General features: G+C 63.0%; 15 protein-coding genes. 1 reads left to right on the top strand and 14 read right to left on the bottom strand.

Annotated features, from left to right (window positions below):
* From LB569_RS23865 to LB569_RS23845, 5 genes are all read right to left on the bottom strand, one after another.
* Positions 1-728 (bottom strand): TIGR04290 family methyltransferase (locus LB569_RS23865; RefSeq protein ID WP_224694325.1); only part of this gene is annotated, 728 nt, incomplete at its 3' end.
* A 2-nt stretch (positions 729-730) separates the two neighbouring features.
* Positions 731-1,534 (bottom strand): sugar phosphate nucleotidyltransferase, encoded by an 804-nt coding sequence (locus LB569_RS23860; protein WP_224694324.1) that lies wholly within the window; start codon positions 1,532-1,534, stop codon positions 731-733.
* Positions 1,534-2,634 carry a glycosyltransferase gene (locus LB569_RS23855; RefSeq protein WP_224694323.1) on the bottom strand — a complete coding sequence of 367 codons (1,101 nt, stop codon included), beginning with the start codon at positions 2,632-2,634 and terminating at the stop codon, positions 1,534-1,536. The genes LB569_RS23860 and LB569_RS23855 overlap by 1 nt, the downstream gene beginning before the upstream one ends.
* Before the next feature lie 14 nt (positions 2,635-2,648).
* Positions 2,649-3,245, bottom strand: a complete 597-nt coding sequence (locus LB569_RS23850; protein ID WP_140708283.1) for a histidine phosphatase family protein — start codon at positions 3,243-3,245, stop codon at positions 2,649-2,651.
* Positions 3,242-4,345: an inositol-3-phosphate synthase gene (locus tag LB569_RS23845; RefSeq protein ID WP_140708285.1), complete on the bottom strand. Its 1,104-nt coding sequence runs from the start codon at positions 4,343-4,345 to the stop codon at positions 3,242-3,244. Before LB569_RS23845 ends, LB569_RS23850 begins: the two co-directional genes overlap by 4 nt.
* Positions 4,346-4,521: 176 nt before the next feature.
* Here LB569_RS23845 and LB569_RS23840 point away from each other — a divergent pair, with 176 nt between their 5' ends.
* On the top strand, positions 4,522-6,264 hold the full coding sequence (locus tag LB569_RS23840) for a hypothetical protein (RefSeq protein ID WP_224694322.1): 1,743 nt from the start codon (positions 4,522-4,524) through the stop codon (positions 6,262-6,264).
* Between the two features lie 9 nt (positions 6,265-6,273).
* Here LB569_RS23840 and LB569_RS23835 read toward each other — a convergent pair whose 3' ends face one another.
* From LB569_RS23835 to LB569_RS23795, 9 genes are all read right to left on the bottom strand, one after another.
* On the bottom strand, positions 6,274-6,459 hold the full coding sequence (locus LB569_RS23835; RefSeq protein WP_140708289.1) for a hypothetical protein: 186 nt from the start codon (positions 6,457-6,459) through the stop codon (positions 6,274-6,276).
* A gap of 86 nt (positions 6,460-6,545) precedes the next feature.
* Complete coding sequence (locus LB569_RS23830; protein WP_224694321.1) at positions 6,546-7,592, bottom strand: UDP-glucuronic acid decarboxylase family protein; 1,047 nt, start codon at positions 7,590-7,592, stop codon at positions 6,546-6,548.
* 23 nt (positions 7,593-7,615) lie between these two features.
* Positions 7,616-8,719, bottom strand: a complete 1,104-nt coding sequence (locus tag LB569_RS23825) for a glycosyltransferase (protein WP_140708293.1) — start codon at positions 8,717-8,719, stop codon at positions 7,616-7,618.
* Positions 8,716-9,810: a glycosyltransferase gene (locus LB569_RS23820; RefSeq protein WP_224694320.1), complete on the bottom strand. Its 1,095-nt coding sequence runs from the start codon at positions 9,808-9,810 to the stop codon at positions 8,716-8,718. Before LB569_RS23820 ends, LB569_RS23825 begins: the two co-directional genes overlap by 4 nt.
* Entirely contained in the window at positions 9,807-10,937 is a 1,131-nt protein-coding gene (locus tag LB569_RS23815; protein ID WP_224694319.1) for a glycosyltransferase, read from the bottom strand. Before LB569_RS23815 ends, LB569_RS23820 begins: the two co-directional genes overlap by 4 nt.
* A 2-nt stretch (positions 10,938-10,939) precedes the next feature.
* Positions 10,940-12,001 (bottom strand): glycosyltransferase family 4 protein, encoded by a 1,062-nt coding sequence (locus tag LB569_RS23810; protein WP_411970248.1) that lies wholly within the window; start codon positions 11,999-12,001, stop codon positions 10,940-10,942.
* Positions 12,002-12,024: 23 nt separating this feature from the next.
* Positions 12,025-13,317: a TIGR04295 family B12-binding domain-containing radical SAM protein gene (locus tag LB569_RS23805; RefSeq protein WP_224540353.1), complete on the bottom strand. Its 1,293-nt coding sequence runs from the start codon at positions 13,315-13,317 to the stop codon at positions 12,025-12,027.
* Complete coding sequence (locus LB569_RS23800; protein ID WP_224694317.1) at positions 13,314-14,393, bottom strand: NAD-dependent epimerase/dehydratase family protein; 1,080 nt, start codon at positions 14,391-14,393, stop codon at positions 13,314-13,316. Before LB569_RS23800 ends, LB569_RS23805 begins: the two co-directional genes overlap by 4 nt.
* Positions 14,390-15,496 (bottom strand): NAD-dependent epimerase/dehydratase family protein, encoded by a 1,107-nt coding sequence (locus tag LB569_RS23795; protein ID WP_224694316.1) that lies wholly within the window; start codon positions 15,494-15,496, stop codon positions 14,390-14,392. Before LB569_RS23795 ends, LB569_RS23800 begins: the two co-directional genes overlap by 4 nt.
* Positions 15,497-15,528: the final 32 nt, after the last annotated feature.

Genomic DNA, 15,528 nt, shown 5'->3' with positions numbered 1-15,528 from the left:
GCGCCGCCGCGGGCGGGGGCGCGGGGGCCACGGCAGAAATAGACCTCCTGCTCGGGATGTAGAACGATCTCGAAACCGGCGCTGCGCAGCATTGCTTCGGTGCAAGCCCGGTTCGGGATCCACCAGTTGGTCGGGTCGTCGGCGTAGCGGTGTTCGATGAAATGCAGCTTGGGAAAATCCGGCCGGTCGAACAAATCATGTGTCCAGAAATGATAGTTCTCTTCCAGCTCGGGCAGGTCCGCGCTGCCGCGTTGCATGGACTGAAAGATCATCAGGTCACCGGCGACGTGCTCACGGATCAGGTCGAGCGCGAGCAGGGGATGGCGCAAATGGTAAAGCACCCCCATGAACAGCACCACATCGAACGTCTCGCGCAGGGCACCAACATCGTAGACCGACAGTTTCTGGAATTCGATGTCGCAGTCCGCGATCTCGGCGGCAAAGCGTGCCTGCGCCAGATAGGCCTCGTCGAAATCGATGCCGAGGACACGGGCGGCGCCGCGCCGTTTCATCTCGATCGAATAGAAGCCGGCGTTGCAGCCGATATCCAGCACGGTCTTGCCGGCCAGATCGGCGGGTATGGCATCGGCGAATTTGCGCCATTTGATCAGCGGGTAATTGCCCAGAAAGTGATCGGGCGCGGTCTCGACGCCGGCCAGTTCCATGTTGTGGAACCACGGCCCGAGCGCGTCGATGCGTCGGCGGATTTCGGCATGGGAATGCAACATGGTCAAGCTCCTTCGCCCGGAACGACGGGTACATGCGAAAGCGCGCCGGGCATGATCGTGGCAGACTGGTGATGAGCTGGCGGGACGCCGGTTTCAAGCAGCCGCAGGGCGGTTCGATAGCCGTTGAACGTGCCGACATCGACATAAGCGGACCCGGCCTTGACGCCATAGGCTACACCCCCGGCCGCAAGGTAGGCGTTGATCAATGTGCCGATATATTCATCCCCGCCATCCCGCTCGCGCCAGAGTGCCGCAAGCCGGTGCAGGATATGGCCGGGCATCTTGAACGCCCCCCAAACCCAGTTTGTCGAGGCATCCTGCCGCTTGACCTGGATTTCGATGACCCGCTCGTCATCATCGGTAACGACGGCGTCGAAGAATTCCGGGCTATCCACAGGGAAGAGCAGAAATGAAAGCTGATCGTCAGGCAACTGACAGAAACCGTCCTCCGGAAACCAGATCGTATCAGGAAGACCGACCAGTACCACCTCGTCGGGCGCGACGAGCGGCGCTGCTCGGAAAATCGCATCGCAGAGTCCGACGGGTTGGGGCTGCACCACGAAGAGTGCCGCCGCGTCGCCGTAGCCCGCGGCATAGTATTCGAGGATATCGGATTTGCCCGACCCGATGATGAAGCAGATCTTGTCGACGCCGGCCTGGACCATGCGCCGCACCAGATACTCGCTTACGGCGCAGGGACGTTCGGTCTGGCCGTCGAGCCGGCTGCCAACCGGCAGCAGCTCTTTCGAGAAGCCGAGCGGTTGAATGCGGCTGCCGCGTCCGGCAGCGGGCACGATGCCCAACATCAGACGGCTTCCTTCATCGGTTCGCCTACCGGATTTCGTGCGGCATCGGCCAGGATTCCATCCAGCTCCGCTGCACGCTTGGCGGAAGTGTGCTCGCTCAAAACCCGCTCGCGGGCACGCCTTCGGATGGCGTCGAGTTCGAACTCCGGAAGTTGCAATGCCGCGACCACGTCATCCGTGTCGTGCGCCAGCAGGACTTCGCGGCCGGGTTCGAAGAATTCCGCGAGGCCCGGCCATACGTCGGTGACAATGGCGGCCCCACACGCGGCCGCTTCGAAGAGCCGTCCCGACGGGCACCAGCCTTTCTGCGCCATCGCTTCCCGGGTGACGTTAAGCGTCAGCCGCGATGACGAGAAGAACGCCGGATGGTCGGCGGGCGGCAGATGCCTGACGAAGAAGATGTTGTCGCTCCACGGGAATTCCTGCGGATATTGCGCGCCGCCGATGATGAAGCGCTGATCGGGCAGGCGTGCGGCCGGGCGGACCAGCAGCTTTTCGACGCCAGCTTGGCGATCTGCCGCGTAGGTCCCGAGATAGGACAGATCACCGGCGAATTCGGCCCGCTTCTGTGCCGGCCGGTGTCGGTCCGGATCGACGTGCCCGTAGAGCGGCACCACGTGGCGCGCACCCAGGACCGTCTTCAGCGCCTCGATCGCCGAGCCCCCGGTGTAACTCAGGACGAGGTCGTAGTCGGCAAGGCCCTCAGGTCCGAAATAGGGCGGACGCTCACCTTGCTCGACGCGGGCCAGCGTGACGGGGGTGTCGAGATCGTAGAAGACCCGCAGTCCGCGACTTGCCTGCTGCGCCAAGCGGGAAGCCTCAACGGCGTCGGGACAGTAGGACGTGACGACCACGACATCCGCCTGCTTCATCGCCCGCTCCGCGACGCGGCGGATGTCCTCCCAGTCCGGATAGATGACGACATTGCCGCCGTCGAGCTGATCCAGATCGCGGGTCCCGGCGTAATAGGGAGTGTCGCGTTCGAAAAAGGTGATGGACCAGCCCAGCCGGGCGAGGGCGCGGATCAGCCCGCGCCACAGCGTGGCATGGCCGTTCCCCCATGAAGACGTGACGGTGAGACCGAAAATGACCATCCTCATCAGGCATCTCCTCGTCAGGCCGCTTCATTCAATCGCAGGAGCTTCGAGCCCCAGTCGCCCCATACGATCGTCGTGATCGAGGCTGGATCGATGTCGAAGCGAAAGCAGTCGCCGACCGGCAAGCCGAGCACCTTGCAGACGGCGGCCTTGATCACATCGGCGTGGCTGATCAGCGCGACGCATTGGTTCTGATGCAGTTCGCGGACGCCGTTCATCAGCGAGACGATGCGCTGCTGGACATCAAGCATGGTCTCGCCGCTGGGCGTCCTGGCCTCCTGCCGCTGGTCGTTCCAAGCGCGCCAACCGGCATCGCCGTTCAATTCGTCGAAAGTCTTTCCCGACCAGTCACCGAAGTCGATCTCGTCGAGTTCGGCGCAGATCGCGATTTCACCGACACCGCAAGCGAGCGCGATGGGCACCGCCGTCTCCTGCGTGCGCTCGCGCGGGCTGCAAAGGATGGCGGCAATCGTCTCTCGGGCCATGCGGCCGCCAAGATGTGCGGCTTGAGCCTTGCCGGCTTCGCCAAGGCAAACGCCGGCCATGCGCCCTGCAAGATAGGAGCCGACATTGTCGTGCGCCGCATGGCGGACCAAGAAGAACGTCGTCGTCATTCCGCGGCATCCAGCAAAGGCTCGTCCTTGCCGTCGATGAAAGCGAGCGTGCGCTGGCGGGCCTCGGCGTCGGTGAACTGTTCGGGAGGCGATTTCATGAAATAGCTGCAAGGACCGGTCAGCGCGCCGGCGATGCCGCGATCGAGCGCCAGCTTGGCGCAGCGCACCGCATCGATCACCACGCCGGCTGAATTGGGCGAATCCCACACTTCCAGCTTGAGCTCGGCGTTCAGCGGCACGCCGCCGAAGGTTGTTCCTTCGACGCGGATGTAGGCCCATTTTCGGTCGGTGAGCCAAGGCACATGGTCGCTCGGTCCGACATGAATGTTGCCCGGCTCGAGGGGAACATCGAGCTGGCTGGTCACCGATTGCGTCTTGGAGATCTTCTTCGATTCCAGCCGCTCGCGTTCCAGCATGTTGAGAAAATCGGTGTTGCCGCCGAAATTCAGCTGGTAGGTGCGATCGATGCGCACGCCGCGCTCGCGAAAGAGATTGGCCAGCAGCCGGTGCACGATTGTCGCGCCGACCTGGCTCTTGATGTCGTCGCCGACCAGCGGCAGCCCGCGTTGCTCGAAGCGCCGGCGCCATTCTGGACGCGAAGCGATGAAAACGGGTATGCAATTGACGAAGGCGCAGCCAGCCTCGAGCGCGCATTCGGCATAGAAGCGCGTAGCCTCCTCCGAACCCACCGGCAGGTAGGAGACCAGCACATCGGCTCCTCTGTCGCGAAGGATATCGCTGACATTGGCAACCGGTTCGGGTGCCTCTTCGATCTCGTCGCGCAGATATTTGCCGATCCCGTCAAGCGTCGGCCCACGCTCGACGCGAACGCCGGTCGTCGGTGCGTCGGCAAAGCGGAACGTGTTGTTCGGGGCGGCGTAGATCGCCTCCGCGACGTCGCGGCCAACTTTGCTTTTGGCGACATCGAACGCACAGACAATTTCGATGTCGTCGACGTGATAGCCGCCGAGATCGGCATGCATCAGGCCCGGGATCGGTTCGTTGCTTTTTGCGTGACGATAATAGGAGAGGCCCTGCACCAGGGAGGATGCGCAATTGCCGACTCCGGCGATACCAACACGAACCTTTTTCGATCCCACGAAACCGCCGTCCTATGCTGCTCAAAGGTAAGTTCCTTGCGCCGAACCGCCATCGCGCCGGAATGTTCCTCGGGCCGTGGAAAAATTGCGGGACTGGCCGAAAGATTGCATGGGGCAGCATGGATCGAAGCTGCAGCCGCCGCGTTGCCCGCACGGCAAGCATTGGAAATCGATCGATGATCGTCTACGGCGACCACAAGCGGAGCGAGAGTGCGCAACAGCTTCAAGAGGCCACGATTGAACTGGCCCAAAACCTCGGTCGCATGTCTCGCGGCATCCAGCGCCATGTTGCTCTGGTCGAGCTCTTCGTCAGCGTGTCGGAACTGGTTCGGGGGCTCGCCGATGCCGAATTCAAGGCCCGGGGCGTCGACACCAATTCGCCTTCGCGACAGCGAGGCGCCAGGTTGCTGGTCGAACTCGCGGCAGAGGTGGCGGAGTCGTGGCGAAGCGGTTTCGCCGTGGGCGGTGGCATCGACCCGCGACTGCTCCAGATGCTCGCCGCGCTCGATTGCGAGGCGGAGATTTTGACCGGATCGCCCGAGGGTTACGCGCATTATGCGCTTTATCCCGAAAGCTATCTGGGCGCGGCGCAGGAATCAGGTCTCGATGCGAACACATGCGTGATCGGCATCCGCGGCATCGGCCTGGGGCTTGCGGCCATGGTGGCCGCCGCGCTCGGTGCGCCGGCGCCGATCAGCCTGCGTCCGGTCGGCCATCCTTTCCGTCGGCACGTCGAGGCCGATCCACGGTTGATCGCTGTCTGGAGAAACGAGCCGTCGGCTCGTTTCGCTGTCGTCGACGAAGGTCCCGGCCTGTCGGGAAGTTCGATCCACGCGGTCGTCACCTGGCTGCGGGAGCTGGGGATCGAAACAGGCCGCATTCACCTGTTCCCCAGCCACTCGGGCGAGCCGGGGGCCGAAGCGTCGCAGGACATTCGGGAGACATGGATGCGCTGCCGCAAACACGTGGCGATGACGTTTGAACGCACTTTCCCCGAAAGCTCGCGAATTCCAACGCTGCGCGATTGGGTGGCCGAGGCGGTCGGCAGACCGGAAGTGCGTTTGACCGAAATATCTGGCGGCGCGTGGCGGACCTTTCACTACGCCGGCGAAAAGCTCTGGCCACCGAGCGCACGCGGCACCGAACGGCGAAAGTTCCTGGCCTGCGCGGGTCAAGATCGCTGGCATGTCAAATTTGTCGGCCTTGGCGAAACCGGGCCGCGTAAGACACGCGTCGCCAAGATGTTGCATCAGGCCGGACTCGGACCGCAAGTCGTCGGCCTCTGCCACGGTTTTTTGGTCGAACGGTGGACCGACGGCACCACGATGGATCAGCTGCCGCTGCCCAGGCAGAGACTTGTCGCGGAGCTCACACGCTACCTGGCCTGGCGGGCGACCCATCTGCGAACCCGCGAACCAGGTGCGTCATTGCCTGCCCTTGGGCAGATGGCCGTTCACAATGTTTCCGAGGCTTTGGGCGAAAACCAGGCGGCGGGACTGCGGACCTGGTTCTCGAAGCAGGCTCCCGCGCACGTGCCGGAACGGGTCGAGATCGACGGCAGGCTTCATCCTTGGGAGTTTCTGGTCGGTTCCGATGGCACGCTCGTCAAGACCGATGCTGTCGACCATTGCCGGGGACACGATCTGATCGGCTGCCAGCCGATAGAGTGGGACATTGCCGGCGCTTGCGTCGAGTATGGCTTGTCGCAGAGCGAAGCTGCGACGTTGATCGGCGGAATGCGCGACCACGTCGACGCCGGGCTAATCGGCTATTTCGAACCTTGCTATCTGGCATTTCAGCTGGGGCTGTGGAGCATGGCTGCCCAATCAGAGAGTGGAGCGGAAAAAGCGAGGCTGGCGAAGATGGCAAACCGGTATAAGGCAGGACTGACACGCTTCCTGGCCGAGACCGAGGCATGACACGGCCCGTCAATCCAGTCGTCGCAGCATGTCTGCTTCCTGCTCGAGAATAGTAGCCACTTCTTCGCGCTGCAGATGCGTCATCATCAGGCTGATGCAGCACTCCAGATAGGTGATCGAAGCTCGCCGCAAATAGGCAGCCGTCTCCCGTTGCGCCATCTTGTCGATATCGGCTGTGGATCGCTTGGGTTGCATGAGGACTCCTCCATGTCTGGTCCTCTCGCCCAACCACAAACTTGAGCGGATGTTCCGCAGGATGTCGACACGGCTGCGGTCCGCCGTCAGGCAGGCAGGTTCTGCAGCCCGCCTGGCGTGGGCCTCGCCCTTGTGGTGCGATCTGCTATTTGGTTGCCGATCGGACCGCCTTCAACCGTGGCGAAATAGCTGATTGTCCGCGCAAGCCCCTCGTCGAGAGGTACTTTCGGTGTCCAACCGAGCAGCGCTTTTGCGCGCGAGATGTCGGGCTGCCTGCGTCGAGGGTCGTCCTGCGGCAGCGGCAGAAAGGTCATATCCGACTTGGTGCCGGTCATCGCCTTCACCAATGCCGCCAGTCGCACAATGGTGAACTCGCCGGGATTGCCCAGATTGATCGGCTTGCCCGGATTGGGATCGATATCCATCAGGCGCCTCAATCCATCGATCAGATCGGAGACGTAGCAGAAGGATCTGGTCTGCATGCCGTCGCCGAAGATCGTCAGCGGGCGCTTCTCCAGCGCCTGCATGATCAGGTTCGAGACGATGCGACCGTCCGCCGGATCCATTCTCGGCCCGTAGGTGTTGAAGATGCGCGCGACACGAACGTCGGCCTTGCCGGCTCGGAGATAATCGAAGCAAAGTGTCTCGGCCGTGCGCTTGCCCTCGTCATAGCAGGCGCGTGGGCCGGTGCAGTTCACATGGCCGACATAATCTTCCCTCTGCGGATGTTGTTCCGGATCGCCATACACTTCGCTCGTGGAAGCCTGCAGCAATCGGGCATCGTTGCGGGCTGCGAGTTCGAGCAGGTTCAGCGTTCCGATGACGCAAGTTCGCGTGGTGTGGATCGGATCGGCCTGATAACGCGGCGGCGAGGCGGCGCATGCCAGGTTGAAGATGCGATCCACCGGCTCACCAAGATCCAATGGACGGCAGATATCCTGGTCAATCAACCGGAAACCCGGCTGGTCAATGATCGCGTTGATATTATCCATGCGACCGGTGAGAAAATTGTCGGCGCAGATCACGCGCCAGCCATCGCGCAACAATGCTTCGCAAAGATGCGAACCGAGGAAGCCCGCGCCACCGGCGACAAGCACCGTCTTTGCCCCTTGCGCTTTTTTTGTTTGTCGCATCGCGATTTTCTCCTGTCTGCCAGTCATGCTGCACTTCCGATATCGAGATCGAGGACTACCGCCCCCCTTTGCGTAAGCGCCGTGACGAATTCGCGAGCCCTGGCCACACCGGTGTGGGACGCAAGGACGAGTTCGCGTGCCCGGTCGGCCATGGCGAGACGTGTATGAGCCGACTCCCCGGACAGGATCGCGACGACCTCGTCCGGCTTCTTGGCTGTGTGGATGGTCGACGCTGGAAAGAAACTGTCGAGGCCTGGCCAGCGGTCGCTGATGATCGGCGTGCCGCAAGCGGCGGCTTCGAAAAGGCGCACGCTGGGCGACCATCCCGCTGCAATCATAGAATGGCGTGTGACGTTCAGCGTGTAGCGCTGACGGCTATAGAACGCGGCGTGATCGGCAGGCGGCAAGTGCTCGATGCGCTCGACATTATCGGGCCAGTCGATCTCGGAGGGATATTGCGAGCCGGCCACGACGAAACGGCGGTCCGGCATGCGCCGTGCAGGCTCGAGCAGAAGCGCATCGAGTGTAGCCTGCCGATCGGCGCTGTAGGTGCCGAGATAGCCGAGGTCCCAGCGGATCGGATCGGCGGTGCGGTGATGCCGTTCCGGATCGACCGAACAGTAGAGCGGTTCGGCGCGGCGTGCGCCGAAGGTTTGCGTCAGATCGACAAGCATCGGCCCGCCGGCAAAAGAGAAATAGATGTCGAAGTAGGGGATCTGGCGCCAGCTCAGGTAGTCGCAATCGTCAGCCGACAGCTTCGCCAGAGTTACCGGCGTGTCGATATCGTAAAAGCAGAGTTGTCCTTTGCAAAGCGAAGCGACGATGTCGATCACCGCGCGCCCTTCCGGCACGAAAGAGCCGATGACCACGACGTCGGCCTGTTGCAGGCACCGGGCGTAGTCGCGCTGCAGTTCCTGTACGGTTTCGTAGTAGCGCAAGGCGCAGAAATCCGGATCGCGCAAATCGCGGTGATTTGCGTACCACGGCACATCGCGCTCCAGGAAAGTCACGCGGTGACCGAGTTCGCAAAGGCCTTTCAGCAGACCTCGAAAAGTGGTGGCGTGGCCGTTTCCCCAGGACGAGGATAGCGAAAGGCCGAGAAAGACGATGTCCAGTTTCTTGGTCATTCGGCCGCCTCCACGGTGCCGTGCGTCAAATGCCGTTTGAAGACCGCATCCGCCACGGCCGCCCGCAATGCGTAGGTATGATCGGCAAGAACGCGTCGAAGCGCGGCTTGGCCGATGGCCTTTGCCCGAACGGGGGTCAGCGCCTGCATGATCTCCGCGACGTCGCCGCCGTCTCGCGCCACAAGGATCTCCTCGCCGGGTTTCAGGAACAGCTCGACGCCCAGCCAGGCATCGGTGATCAGACAGGCGCCGGCGCCTGCCGCCTCGAAGACACGCGTGGCCGGCGAAAAACCGTTCGCGGCCATGCTGTCGCGGCTGATGTTCAGCACCGCCTTTGGCGTGACATTGAAGGCATTGTGATCGCGGGTGCCGACATGGCCGAGCCAGCCGACATTGGCGGGAAGCGGCTTGTCGCCCCAGCCCGATCCGCCGAGGAGAAAACGTTGTTTCGGCAGCTGGCTTGCAGGATCGAGGAAGAACGATTCGACACGCGCTTCACGATCCGGCAGCCTGTTTCCGAGGAACGCCAGATCGCAGGCAAACCGCGCATTGCCGGCGACCGGATGATGCGTTTCGGGATCGAGCGCATTGTAGATTGGCACGCAGTCGTTTGCACCCATGGCACGATAGGCCCAGACCACGGGGTCGCCGCCGCCATAGGTCAGCACAAGGTCGATTTCCTGCAGCGCATGATGGAGCGGATGGTCCGGCTCGTCGCGGAGCTGGGCGAGCGTGGCCGGCGCGTCCACATCCCAGAAGACGATGAGCGCGTCGCTGCGGGCGTGGTCGAGCACGGCGCGCAGCAGCGCCTCGTCCTCGAAGCCGACGCCGCTCGCCTTGACGACGATGTCGGCCTCGGCGGCACGCGCCGCCACCTGCATGAGAGCATGCCGGGTCGCCTCGTAGACGACGACCGAGCACCAGTCCGGCGCCTCGATGTCGCGGTTCTTCTGCCGGTCATAGACGTCGGGCTCATAGAAGGTGATGTCGTAGCCCAGTTGGGAAAGCGCCTTCAGCAAGCCACGGTAATAGGTCGCGGCACCATTCCAGTAGGACGACAAAAGGCTCGATCCATAGAATGCGATCTTCATGCGGCGGCTTCCTTTGCGGCGGTCGGGTGGGCGGTGTGCCGGTTCGCGCATTGCGAGAGCACGTCGAACAACTCGTCGACGCGGTGGCGGCAGGTGTGTCGGGTGCGGATGGTCTCGAGCCCCGAGTTCACCAGGGAGGTCGCAAGATCGGAATCGGCCAACACCGCCTGAAGGTGTAGCCGCATTTGTGTGCCATCCTTGGCAAACAGGAAGTCGATGCCGGGTCTGAAAAGCTGCTCGACATCGGACCAGGGCGCTGAAACCAGCGGAATGCCACAGGCGAGTGCCTCGAACATGCGGATTGTTGGAATACCGGGCAGGCTTTCACGGTAGGGGCGCCGCGGAATGTGTACGGTGACACGATGCGCGGCGAACGCCTTGGGCACGTCGGCATTGGCGATCCACCCTTCGTAGTGCAGCCCAGCGGCGGCCAGATCGGCAAGTGCCGGCCTGGGATAGCGGACACCGTGAACAGTGGCCGCAAGGCCGAGATCGCGGACCGGTTCGATCAGGAACTCCTTGAGTTCAGCGGTCCGCTCGTCGTCGCCCCAGTTTCCGATCCAGACCAGATCGGAAGTGCGGTGGATTTCCGGGTGCGGCTTGAACAGCCGATCGTCCGCCGCTTCATGCCAGGTGAAGACACGCTTGCCCCACCCGGCGCGCAGATAACTCTCGCGCAAGGCTTCGCCAAAAGCGAGAACGCCGTCATAATGCTCCAGACGGAGTGCCGAGATTGCTTCGGTGGCCGACACGGCCCTGTGATGCGTGTCGTGAAACAGAAGGATGAAGTTGCCGCCACCGGCCCGGGCACGGCCGATACGAGCGACAAGCTCCGGGTCGGTCCATTCGTGGACGATCACCACGTCGGCCTCGGCGATCCAGGCTTCGTGGTCGAACCCGGAATCATAGGTCACCGGCATCAATTCGGGGAAATCCTTGCGGAAACGTTCGATCGCGTAGGATCCCTTCTCGGCCAGCAGGTTCGACCGGCTCCAACCATCCGCCGGCTCCAGAGCGATGGCCTGATGCCGGCGCGCCACCAATTCCCGCATAACGCCCCGAAGGAAATGGGCATTGCCGTGGTTCCAGTCGGAGACGAGCGAGTGGGTGTAGAACAGGAAGCGCATGATCAGCGCTCCGCCACGGCCAGCGCCGCCTTTTCGTAGAGATCGCGCATGGCCGCTGCTTGCCTCGCCAGCGTGTACCTGCGGCTGCGGCGGAGGGCTGCCTGGCCGAGCTCTCGCCTGTGTTCGGCATCGCTGGACAGATGATTTAGGCAGGCGGCAAGATCATGCGCGTCGCGCGCGTCGAAGAACACCGCGGCCTTATCCCATAGTTCGCGATAGGTCGGGATGTCCGAGAGCACCAGGGGCGTTCCCGACATCGCCGCCTCCAGCGCCGCGAGACCGAACGGTTCGTAGAGCGATGGCGATACGAAAATACCGGCGAGGGCCATCAGGGAGCGCACCTCGTCATACGGCAGCGCCCCGAGAGGAACGGCTCGGTTGATGGTGGCACGCTCGCCGTTCGGGCCGTGAACCGAACCGGCTGTGAAGATGGGCCATTGCGTCAACGAGGCGGCCTGATCGACCGCCACAACGTTCTTTGCCTCGTCCCACCAGCGGGCGGCGGCGAAGACGACCGGCTGGCGGTTTTTGGCTTTCGGGACCGGGCGTGCGGCATTTCCGACGACGTGGAGGCCTGCGATTGACCCATAGCATGTCTCGAGCAACGCGGCATGGCTACGGCTCGGCGCAATCACCGCGTCCGCCCTGTCGAAGCCGCGCCTGTTGCGCTCTTTCTGCCAGTTCCATGCGCTGTCCAACGCCTGTCCCTTGACCGAATGGAACCATGTCGTCACGCATGAATGCGAAACCACTATGACTGGGCAGGTCGCATCCAATCCCACCGCTTGCGACGGCGCGTTGAGGTGGACGAGGTCAATGCCGTGGTCACGCATTGGCGCACGCAATTCCCGCGGCAAGCCGTCGAGATCGACGGCGTCACGGGTCATCCAATCCAGCGGCGTATTAAGCCAGATGAGTGTCGCGAAAGACTGCGCCTCCTCGGCCTGTTGCCTGGATGGTTGCGGCCCCAGGCCGGCGAACACGATGCTGTCACCGCCGTTGACCAGTTCCCGGCCGAGGTCAAGCGCATAGCGCCATACTCCGCCCATGGCGTCGACGGTCATCAGGATGCGGCGCTTGCGCGGCCTCAGTGTCCGCAACATGCCGCCTCCAGTTCCGCCAGAGGACGCGGGCGCTTTTCCTGGATATCGCTGAACTTCTGGAATGATGCGAGGTAGTGGTCATGGGCTCGCTCCCAGGCAAGATCGTCGGGTTCGCCCCAAAGCTCGCGATAGCTGGGCGAACTCGGATATGGATAAAGCGGTACGGGTTCATTGGCCCACACGCCATTGTCGATCAGGTGGGCTCGCCAGTGATCGACAAGGGCAGGGTCGTCCTCGACCACACCGATCAGATTGGCCTGGACGAAGGGAACGTGGCGTCTGGCCTTGACCAGCAGCGCGGCCAATTCCTCGGTGCCGAGCCGGCAGCGCTTGGCCAACATCGCCCGCCCTTCCACCGTCAGGCTTTCGAGGCCGGCTTCGATGGACACGCAGCCGGCCTCGCCCAGCAATTCAAGCAGCTCGGGTTTCCACAGATCGATGCGGGTCTGTACGCCGAATTTCACGTCGCGATCGACCAATGCCTCCAGCAACGCTTTTTGCGGCAGGAAGATTTCGTCGATGAAGTAGATGTAGCCGACACCTTGGGCGATCAGCCGATCGATTTCGCTCACCACCGCTTCGTGGTTGCGGCGGCGATAGGCGTCGCGGAAATCGATCTTGGCGCAGAAGCTGCAATTGTACGGACAGCCGCGTGACGCCTCTACCTCGGCGCCGAACCCATGCTGTTGGTCGTCGAACCTGTGATGGTGATGCGAATGAGCGGCGATCCAGTCGGACGGCCATTCCAGCGGCGCGTGATCGACAAACGAACTGGCATGGACGCCGCCGGTCGAAACCAGCTTGGCGTCCCGCAGATAGGCGGTCGAGGGCACCGCACTCCAATCGTCGCGTCGGGCAAGGTCCGCGACGACCTCCTCGCATTCGCCGCGCACGACGATGTCGACGCCAAGCTTGCGCAAAGTCGGCGCCGGTGTTGCCGATCCATGCGGCCCGACCGCGACCGTGCGCCCGCCGCGCCCGGCGAGACGATTGAGAAAGTCGGCGGGTACGCGCAACTCCGGCGGTGCGCAGCGCCAGAACAGGTAAGTCGGCGCGGTGCTGACGACCGTCATCGCCGGAGCGAAATCGGCCACACGGTCGCAGAGCCCGGAATTGTCAAGCTTCTGCAATTGCCCGTCCAGCAGCAGCACCTCATGGCCGGCCGCTTCGAGCAGGGCTTTCGAGTAGCCGAGTTCCAGCGGCAGATGCGGTTGGCGGCAGCCGAAATATATGCTGTCGTCATATGTCCAGTAGGGGTTGACCAGGGCTATTCTCATGCCACGTACCTCACGGTTTCGGGGCGGGACTCAAGCCGGTGGCGCTGCAGCCAGTCGGCAAGGTCGCGAATGCCCTCGCGCCACGCGACACGTGCCTTCCAGCCAAGCGCGCTCTCGATCTTGCGGGTGTCGGCGACGAAGAAGGGCTGATCGCCGGTCCGCTCCCCATCGTGGCGGATCGAAAGCTCACGGCCTGTCAGGTCGCCGATCTCGCTCAACAGCATACGCAGGCTGAGCGCATTTTCAGGTCCGCCGCCGAGATTGAACGCCTTGCCGCTGGCGGTCTCGATACGGTCCAAAACGGCCCTGTAGGCGGCGACCGCATCGGAGACGTGCAGGATGTCGCGCACCTGCCTGCCGTCGCCATAGATGGTGATTGGCCGCCCGGTCAGGGCGCTGAGCAGGAAATGCGCCACCCAGCCCTGATCCTCGGTTCCAAACTGGCGGGGTCCGTAGATGCAGCTCATCCGCAGCACCGCTGTCGGCATGCCGTAGGATTTGGCATAATCGAGCACGTATTGGTCCGCCGCTCCCTTGGAGCAGCCGTAGGGTGTGCAGAAATCCAGGCCGCGGGCTTCATCGATACCGCTGGCCTGGATGGCATTGTCGCAAGGTATGTAGCGATCGCCGTCCTCGCGAACCGCGACGTCGGGAAGGCTGCCATAGACCTTGTTGGTACTGGCGAAGATCACAGGGATGCGCTCACCGCTCCGTCGAGCCGCTTCCAGCACGTTGAACGTTCCCCGAAGGTTGATGTCGAAATCCTCGTCCGGCCGGACAAGACTCGTGGTAACGGCCGTTTGCGCGGCCAGATGGAAGATCGCCTTTGATCTCATCAGAGCCGACGCCATGCCATTGGCGTCCCGCACGTCGATGGTCTCGACGGTAAGGCGGCCGCCGTGTTTCTGGCCCAGCCATTCAAGGTTCTGTTCGACGCCGGGACGGCTGAGATTGTCGATCACCAGCACCGGCTCGCCGTCCGACAACAGGCTGTCGGCCAGGTTTGACCCTATGAAGCCGCTGCCGCCGACGATGGCGACCGGCGCTTCGCGACGGTTGCGCGCACCCGGGCTCATGACACCAATCCGCGCTCTTCGAGCTCGCGCTTCATTTCGGCGCCACGATCGACCGCGGCCGTGTTGCGCACCCAGGAAACGAAATCGCCCAGAGAATTCTCCAATCGTTGCCCGGGCTCGAAGCCGAGCAGTTCACGTGCCTTGGAAATATCGGCGAAGCAGTTGCGTATGTCGCCGGAGCGCGCCTTGCCGAGCAGTTCGGGCGAGCGGTTCGGCGTTCCCATGGCCTCGGCCAGCAATCGCGCGACTTCGCTGATCGCATAGGCCCGGCCGCTGCCGATGTTGATGACGTGGCCCTTTGCCTGACGTTGCTGCAGCGCAAGGCGAAAGGCGCGGGCGACGTCCTGCACATGAACGAAATCGCGCTTCTGTTCGCCATCCTCGAAGATCATCGGCCGCTGGCCATTGGCGAGACGTGAAGCGAAGTTGGCCAGCACCCCGGTATAGGGATTGGACAGCGCCTGGCCGGCACCGAAGACATTGAACAGGCGCAGCGCGACCGCATCGATGCCGTACGCTTCGCCGAAGATCAGCACGGCGCGTTCCTGGGCGTATTTCGTCAGCGCATAGATCGAGGCGAGATCGACCGGCTTTTCTTCATCCGTCGGCACCGGCGAAAGGGGTTCGCCTTCCGGCGACAGCGGATTCCATTGTCCGCTTTTGATATCGCTCGGCTTGCGCCGGGCGTTGTCGATACGGCGGCCGCCGGGCGTGACGTAGAGGCCCTCGCCATAGACGCTCATCGAGGAGGCGACGACGATCCGCTCGACCGGGTGTTTGATCAACGCCTCGAGCAGGGTAGCCGTGCCGAGATCGTTGGTGCCGACATAACGCGCGATCTCGTACATCGATTGTCCGACGCCGACTTCAGACGCAAGGTGAATGACCGCGTCAATGCCTTCCAGCGCCTCGATGACGACCTCGCGGTCACGGATGTCACCCTTGATCAGTTCGGCTCCGGCAGGGAGCGCGACAGCCTCGCCCGCATGCACCTGCTCCAGCAGGGCATCGAGGATGCGAACGGAATAATCCTGGGAGATGAGTTCTTGTGTGACGTAGCGGCCGATGAAGCCGCAGCCTCCGGTAACCAATATGCGTTTCACGACGACTCCTCGGACAAGTGACCTCGGCGCCC

This window comes from Mesorhizobium sp. BH1-1-4 (assembly GCF_020165665.1).
Lineage (GTDB): Bacteria > Pseudomonadota > Alphaproteobacteria > Rhizobiales > Rhizobiaceae > Mesorhizobium.
Note: the sequence above shows the minus strand (reverse complement) of the source record. Positions and strands in the feature narration are given on the sequence as shown.

Coding starts and splice junctions, on each gene's coding strand:
- LB569_RS23830 (WP_224694321.1), bottom strand. CDS start 7,592: ATGCGACAAACAAAAAAAGCGCAAGGGGCAAAGACGGTGCTTGTCGCC.
- LB569_RS23840 (WP_224694322.1), top strand. CDS start 4,522: ATGATCGTCTACGGCGACCACAAGCGGAGCGAGAGTGCGCAACAGCTT.
- LB569_RS23800 (WP_224694317.1), bottom strand. CDS start 14,393: ATGAGCCCGGGTGCGCGCAACCGTCGCGAAGCGCCGGTCGCCATCGTC.
- LB569_RS23860 (WP_224694324.1), bottom strand. CDS start 1,534: ATGTTGGGCATCGTGCCCGCTGCCGGACGCGGCAGCCGCATTCAACCG.
- LB569_RS23815 (WP_224694319.1), bottom strand. CDS start 10,937: ATGCGCTTCCTGTTCTACACCCACTCGCTCGTCTCCGACTGGAACCAC.
- LB569_RS23855 (WP_224694323.1), bottom strand. CDS start 2,634: ATGAGGATGGTCATTTTCGGTCTCACCGTCACGTCTTCATGGGGGAAC.
- LB569_RS23810 (WP_411970248.1), bottom strand. CDS start 12,001: ATGACCGTCGACGCCATGGGCGGAGTATGGCGCTATGCGCTTGACCTC.
- LB569_RS23805 (WP_224540353.1), bottom strand. CDS start 13,317: ATGAGAATAGCCCTGGTCAACCCCTACTGGACATATGACGACAGCATA.
- LB569_RS23850 (WP_140708283.1), bottom strand. CDS start 3,245: ATGACGACGACGTTCTTCTTGGTCCGCCATGCGGCGCACGACAATGTC.
- LB569_RS23820 (WP_224694320.1), bottom strand. CDS start 9,810: ATGAAGATCGCATTCTATGGATCGAGCCTTTTGTCGTCCTACTGGAAT.
- LB569_RS23835 (WP_140708289.1), bottom strand. CDS start 6,459: ATGCAACCCAAGCGATCCACAGCCGATATCGACAAGATGGCGCAACGG.
- LB569_RS23825 (WP_140708293.1), bottom strand. CDS start 8,719: ATGACCAAGAAACTGGACATCGTCTTTCTCGGCCTTTCGCTATCCTCG.